At 67.7% G+C, this 5663-nt stretch carries 7 protein-coding genes; 1 reads left to right on the top strand and 6 read right to left on the bottom strand.

Annotated elements, in window-relative coordinates; all coding sequences use genetic code 11:
• Positions 1–68 precede the first annotated feature (68 nt).
• The 5 genes from ABTZ89_RS34775 to ABTZ89_RS34795 all read right to left on the bottom strand — a co-directional run bounded on the left by ABTZ89_RS34775 (position 69) and on the right by ABTZ89_RS34795 (position 4493).
• Positions 69–590, bottom strand: coding sequence for a flavin reductase family protein (locus ABTZ89_RS34775; protein ID WP_270946435.1), 522 nt, complete (start codon positions 588–590; stop codon positions 69–71).
• 7 nt (positions 591–597) lie between these two features.
• Entirely contained in the window at positions 598–945 is a 348-nt protein-coding gene (locus ABTZ89_RS34780) for a cupin domain-containing protein (RefSeq protein WP_270946436.1), read from the bottom strand.
• Positions 946–954: 9 nt separating this feature from the next.
• The gene (locus tag ABTZ89_RS34785) at positions 955–2406 is read right to left on the bottom strand and encodes a 4-hydroxyphenylacetate 3-hydroxylase family protein (RefSeq protein WP_270946437.1); all 1452 of its coding nucleotides are present in this window, start codon (positions 2404–2406) and stop codon (positions 955–957) included.
• Between the two features lies 1 nt (position 2407).
• Positions 2408–3088: a DUF2848 family protein gene (locus tag ABTZ89_RS34790; RefSeq protein ID WP_351052895.1), complete on the bottom strand. Its 681-nt coding sequence runs from the start codon at positions 3086–3088 to the stop codon at positions 2408–2410.
• Positions 3089–3185: 97 nt separating this feature from the next.
• Positions 3186–4493, bottom strand: a complete 1308-nt coding sequence (locus ABTZ89_RS34795; RefSeq protein WP_270946439.1) for an MFS transporter — start codon at positions 4491–4493, stop codon at positions 3186–3188.
• Positions 4494–4859: 366 nt separating this feature from the next.
• Between ABTZ89_RS34795 and ABTZ89_RS34800 the strand changes: the two genes are divergently transcribed.
• On the top strand, positions 4860–5321 hold the full coding sequence (locus tag ABTZ89_RS34800) for a MarR family winged helix-turn-helix transcriptional regulator (RefSeq protein WP_270946440.1): 462 nt from the start codon (positions 4860–4862) through the stop codon (positions 5319–5321).
• A 129-nt stretch (positions 5322–5450) separates the two neighbouring features.
• Here ABTZ89_RS34800 and ABTZ89_RS34805 read toward each other — a convergent pair.
• Positions 5451–5663: FAD-binding protein (locus tag ABTZ89_RS34805; RefSeq protein WP_351052940.1), on the bottom strand; the 213-nt coding region annotated here is incomplete at its 5' end.

Raw genomic sequence — 5663 nt, forward strand, 5'->3', positions numbered from 1 at the left:
ACAGCAGGAAGTTGAACCCGAAGCTGGCCAGGAACAGTGTCGACGGCGCCACCTCCAGTGGGGTCTGGTCAGAACATCCAGGGCATCTCGTCGTGTCCGAAGTCGTGGAAGTCGCCGAACCGCCCGGAGTAGAACGCCAGGCCAGTGCCTTCCCGGCATCGGAGGTTGCGCACCAGCCCGTAGAACACCGCGTGATCCCCGACCTGGTGTGCACTGTGGACATCGCATTCGGCCTGCACCAGGGCGTCCTCGATCATCGGCACCCCGTACTCGCCGTACTCGCAGTCCAGACCTTCGAACCGGGCGCCACCGCGGGTGGCGAACCGGCGCGCGATCGCCTCTTGGCGCGCGGCGAGGATCGAGACGGCGAACCGCCCGGTATCGGCCACCATGCCGGTGGTCCGCGCACCTTCGGTGAGCGAAACCAGCAAGATGGCCGGATCCAGGCAGATCGACGTCAGCGAGCTGATCGTCATGCCGCAGGCGCTGTCCCCCACCCCGCTGGTCACGATGGCCACGCCGGTGGTGAAGCGGCCCATGCTGCGGCGCATGTCGGCCGCGTTCGCCGCTTGGAACGCTGGAAGTGCCATGGCCGGCCTACTCGCTGCGGTAGCGGACTTCGAAGGTGACCACGCCTTCGTCCGTGCGCCACGGACCGTGCGGCATGCCCGGCGGACGGCAGGCGTACATGCCGGCGGTGAACGTCTCGCCGAGGCTCAGGTCGGTGAACGAACCTTCCAGGATGTACACCTCTTCCCAGAAGTCGTGCTTCTGCACGCCCATCGGGGTCGAGTCGGCACCGGGTTCGTAGCGCAGGATGCGGCTGGCCACGCCGGATTCCGGGTCCTTGGACAGGATCCGCTCGGTGATCTTCGGGTCGTCGCCGGGGCAGACGGTGTACTCGACGTCGCTGGCCGGGAAGAATTCGTACTCGGGCTTCGCCATGATGACCTCTCAAGCCGTTTCGATCTTGTAGGAGTTCAGGAACTGCTCGACGTCGTGCAACACCTCTTCGTATCCGTAGTTCCGGTAGCTGTAAGCGCCTTTGACCACGAACGGCGCTCCGGCGTAGAACATCTCGTACTGCTGGTGCCGACCGGCGAACTCGGAACCGATGATGTCCCAGGCGAGTTTGAACAACTTCACGCGTTCTTCCGATGGCACGCCCGGTGATTGCACGTAGTGCGCGACGTCGCCGGCGGTCACCGGGCTCGTGAGATCGCGGACGCTGGACGGCAGCTGCAACACTCCGCCGCCGACGAGGTCGCGCAGGATGGCCAGCACGCGCGGGTAGGTCTCCGACTGCAGCCCCATCGAGCCGTAGAGCGCGCGTTTGCCCGGCAACCAGACCCCGGCCTCGTCCGGTTCCGCGGTGTACTCGGCGGCCAGCACCGCCGATTCGACCCCGGAGACCAGCGCCGCCAGCTCCCCCAGCTTCTCCTGCACGCTGGGGATCTTGTCCACGCCGTTGACCTGGGTGACCCGCCGCGCCACGCCGGCGATGAACTTCAGCTTGGTGGCGAACCGGATCTGCGCCTGCCAGTTGCCCAGCGCGTGCGCCCCGGTGTCGAAGAACTGGCGCCGGACACCGGCGGTGTCCCGGTTGACGAAGACGCGGTCCCACGGGATCAGCACGTCGTCGAACACGACCAGCGCGTCGGGCTCGTCGAAGCGGCTGGTCAGCGGGTAGTCGAAGGAACTGGTCGCGGCGGGCGCGTACGGGCGCCGGCAGTACAGCTTGAGCCCCGGTGCGGCAGTGGGCACCACGAAGCCGATGGCGAAGTCCTGGTCGTCCGGGCCGAGCGGTTTGATGCACGACACGAAGATCTCGTCGGCGATGGCCGCACCGGTCGCGAGCATCTGCGAGCCGCGCACGACGATGCCCTCGTCGGTTTCCCGCACGACGCCGACCTGGAGGTAGTCGCCGTCCCAGCCTGAGGCCGTGGTGGCCCGGGAGACCTGCGGCGGGATGATCGCGTAGGAGACGTAGAGGTCCTCCTCCAGCAGCCGCCGGTGGAACGCGGTGACGTTGGCCGAGAAGTCGCGGTCTCCTTCGGCGAAGAGCTCTGGATGGGCGGCGAACGCGGCGAGGAAGGTGCCGACGTGGTCCGGACTGCGCCCCACCCAGCCGTGGGTGTGCTGGGCCCAGGTCTGGATCGCCTCTCGGCGCAAGCGAAGTTCTTCCCTGCTGCGGGGGATGCCGAAGGTGCGGTTGGCGGCCGCGCCCGTTTCCGGGGCGGTGTACTGCATTCCGCTCGCCGGGTCGGCGGCGATGTCGAAGAGCTCGGCGATGGTGCGAGCGACCGGGGCGAAAGCGGGGTGGGTGGTGACGTCGACCTGCTCGCCGTCGACGAGCACGACGCGCCCGTCGTCGAGGGAAGCGAGGTATTCGGCTCCGGTGCGCATGTCAGTTCCCTTCGGTCGTGCGGTAGGTGTGGGTCAGCTTCCGGCCGTCCGGCAGGACCAGTTCGAGGTCCCAGCGGGTGCCCGGGGTGAACGCGCCGGTCAGCAGCGGCAGGGTGCCGGCGAAGCAGATCAGGTCACCGCCGTCGTCACCGGTGCGTTCGTCGAAGATGCGCAGCAGGTCCAGGGGGGTGCGCAGGTTCGCCAGCGTGCCGTCCTGGTACGGCTCGCCGTCGACCCAGCTGCGGGCCCGGCAGCGGTCCCAGTCGAAGCTCTCCCAGTCCGGGACCTCGACGACGACCGGGCCGATCGGTTTGGGGCAAGCGCGTTTGGAGTCCCCGATGTCGATGGTCTCCATTTCCCGGTCGGTGTGGTCGGATCCGATGCCGAGGAAGTACTTCCCGCTGTGCCGCACGATGACCGGTTCCACCTCGCCGGAGGTGTTGGCGGCGGAGATGGGTGTGCTCGCGGCGGTGGAGATGCTCTCCGCCGCGACCGGGTAGAACATCGGGACTCGTTCCGGCGGTGCGACGCCGATCGCTGCGAGCTCCTCGATGTGGTGCCGCACAGCTTCCTCGTCCCGCCCGGTGTAGCCCGCGATCAGGGCGTGGAAGTCGCGGAACAGCAGTGGTTCCCGGGACTCCAGCGGTTCGAGGGTGAGAACGTCCGCGGTGGCGCCGATCATGCGGTGCCCCCTTCTGGGTGTTGGTGTGGAAAACGTCAAGCGAGTTCGAGCGAAGGCAGGGATGCCTGCAGGTCCCGCGGACCGCAGCGCTCCTCGGTCAGCGAGTGGGCGCAGTCGGCGTGCCGACCGCCGAGCCGTCCGCACCGACCTTCGCCAGGTCGACGGTCCGGGTCTCGGTGGCGACGAGTGCCGCGCCGAGGGAGATGGCCCCCATGACCGCCAGGTAGGCAGCGATCGCGTAGCCGCTCCCGAACGCCGAGTAGAGGGCGATCGCGATGATCGGCGCCAACGAGCCCGCGAGCACGGAGGCGAGGTTGTAGGCCAGCGAGACGCCTGAATAGCGGACTTCGGTGGGGAAGAGCTCCGAGAAGAACGCGCCGATGACCGCGCTGTACGCGCTGAAGATCAGCAGTCCACCGACGACCGCGACGACGATCGCCATCGGATTCCGGGTGTCGAGCAGGGCGAAGAAGGCGAACGCCCAGGCGATCGTGGCCAACGACGCTCCGATGTAGACGGGTCGACGGCCGATCCGGTCGGCGAGGACCGCGAACAGCGGAATCGCCAGCAGTGCCACCACCATGCCGACCATCACCGCGTTCAGCCCGGCCGCTCGGTCCAGGCCGTTGATCTGGGTGACGTAGGTGATGACGAACAACGAGAAGATGTAGAAACCGGCGTTCTCGCCGAAGCGGGTGAACGCGGCCAGCAGGATCTGGCGCCAGTGGTCCCGGACCGCAGTCCCGATGGGCATCGCCGCGGGGCGATTCGCGTTGTCGGCACGTGCCTGCTCGAACAGCGGCGTCTCCGCGACGTAGAGCCGCAGGACCAGGCCGATCACCACGAGGAGGGCCGAGAGCCCGAACGCGATGCGCCAGCCCCAGGACAGGAACGCCGCTTCCGGCATTGCTCCGCTGAGCACCGCGAGAACACCGGCGGCGAGGAGATTTCCCAGCGGTGGACCGAGGTTCGGCCACGCGGCCCAGAAGGCGCGACGCGTGGAATCACCGTGCTCGGACACCAGCAGGACTGCTCCGCCCCACTCGCCGCCGAGGGCGAAGCCCTGCACCAGGCGGAGCAGGACGAGGATGATCGGCGCGAGGACGCCGATCGACCCGTAGGACGGCAGGAAGGCGATGAGGAAGGTCGAGACGCCCATCAGCACCAAGCTGGCGATCAGCGTCGCGCGCCGCCCCTTGACGTCGCCGTAGTGCCCCAGCACCGCGGCTCCGAGCGGTCGGGCGATGAACCCGACCGCGTAGGTCGCGAACGCGAGCAGGGTGCCGACCAGCGGATCTTCCGACGGGAAGTAGAGCTTGTTGAAGACCAGCGCGGCGGCTGTCCCGTAGAGGAAGAAGTCGTACCACTCCACCGCCGTCCCGGCGAGGCTCGACCCCGCGATCACGGGCAGGCTGGTGTGCGTTCTTCGATTGCTAGAATTGTCCCTGGCAGTTGCCATAGTCGACTCCTGGGTCGAACCGTCGCTGTCTGACGAGCTGCGCATCGCCCGTCTACCTGGCCGTAGACGACAACGACGAGTGCGCAGATGGTGCTGCCCGGCTCGGTGGTTGTTGGCGCAACCGCCGAGCCTTCTTACTTCCAGCCCTCGTTCCCGGCTGTGAAGTCCTCGCTCGAACAAGCGGTGTACATGTTGTATACGACACACCTGACGGCGCGCAAGACTCCTCGCGAATTTTTATTCCGTATACGTCCTACTCGACCTGACGAGGTATAGTCCGTGCACGTCCTGGCACGACCGAGGAGGCGGGAAGTGACATCCGAGGCAGACGTCGCCGAGGTGCTGACGGCCGCCATCGGCGGGCTCGGCCCCCTGACGCGCCGGCTGTACCAGGTGCACACCCGGCTGTGGCACGAGCAGGTGGATCGCGATCTCACCGGTCCGCAGTTCACCGTGCTCAGCCTGCTGGACATCCACGGCGACATGGACCAGGGCACGTTGGGTTCGCTGGCGCACCTGGACAAATCCACCGCGGCCCCCCTGCTCGACCGGCTGCGCCGGCGGGGCCTGGTCGAGTTCGCCAAGGACGACGCCGACCGGCGGCGCAAGCTGGTCGCCCTCACCGCCGACGGCCGGGAACTGGCCGAACGGTTGGCCCCCTCGGTCATCGCGATCAGCGAGCAGATGCTGGCGGTGTTCACCCCGGAAGAACGCCAGCACTTCCTCGTCCTCCTCCACCGGCTGCTGGAAGCCCCGCAAACCGAAGAGCCGTGACGGAAAGCCGTCCTCAATGGATTCCCGGGGACAGCGTCCGGGCGGACTTCAACTCTCCGGCATCCGGATCGACCACCGGCTTGTCGTTGATCGCTCGGGAGACGGTCCGGTACGACACCCGCGCGACGACTAGCCGGTCCGGGTGCGTCGTTCGATTTCCTCGATCACGGCGGGGAGCACCTCGTGCACGTCGCCGATCACCGCGTACGCGGCGCGGGTGACCATGGGGGCTTGGGGGTCGGTGTTGATCGCCAGGATGGTCTTGGCGTCCATGCAGCCGACCCAGTGCTGGGTCGCACCGCTGATCCCGCAAGCGATGTAGAGGTCGGGGGCGATCTTCGT

The sequence above is a fragment of the Saccharopolyspora sp. NPDC002686 genome (assembly GCF_040295745.1).
GTDB lineage: Bacteria > Actinomycetota > Actinomycetes > Mycobacteriales > Pseudonocardiaceae > Saccharopolyspora > Saccharopolyspora oryzae.

Bases quoted from the DNA above. Each gene is read 5' to 3' on its own strand.
- ABTZ89_RS34775 (WP_270946435.1), bottom strand. From the start codon at position 590: ATGGCACTTCCAGCGTTCCAAGCGGCGAACGCGGCCGACATGCGCCGC.
- ABTZ89_RS34780 (WP_270946436.1), bottom strand. From the start codon at position 945: ATGGCGAAGCCCGAGTACGAATTCTTCCCGGCCAGCGACGTCGAGTAC.
- ABTZ89_RS34785 (WP_270946437.1), bottom strand. From the start codon at position 2,406: ATGCGCACCGGAGCCGAATACCTCGCTTCCCTCGACGACGGGCGCGTC.
- ABTZ89_RS34790 (WP_351052895.1), bottom strand. From the start codon at position 3,088: ATGATCGGCGCCACCGCGGACGTTCTCACCCTCGAACCGCTGGAGTCC.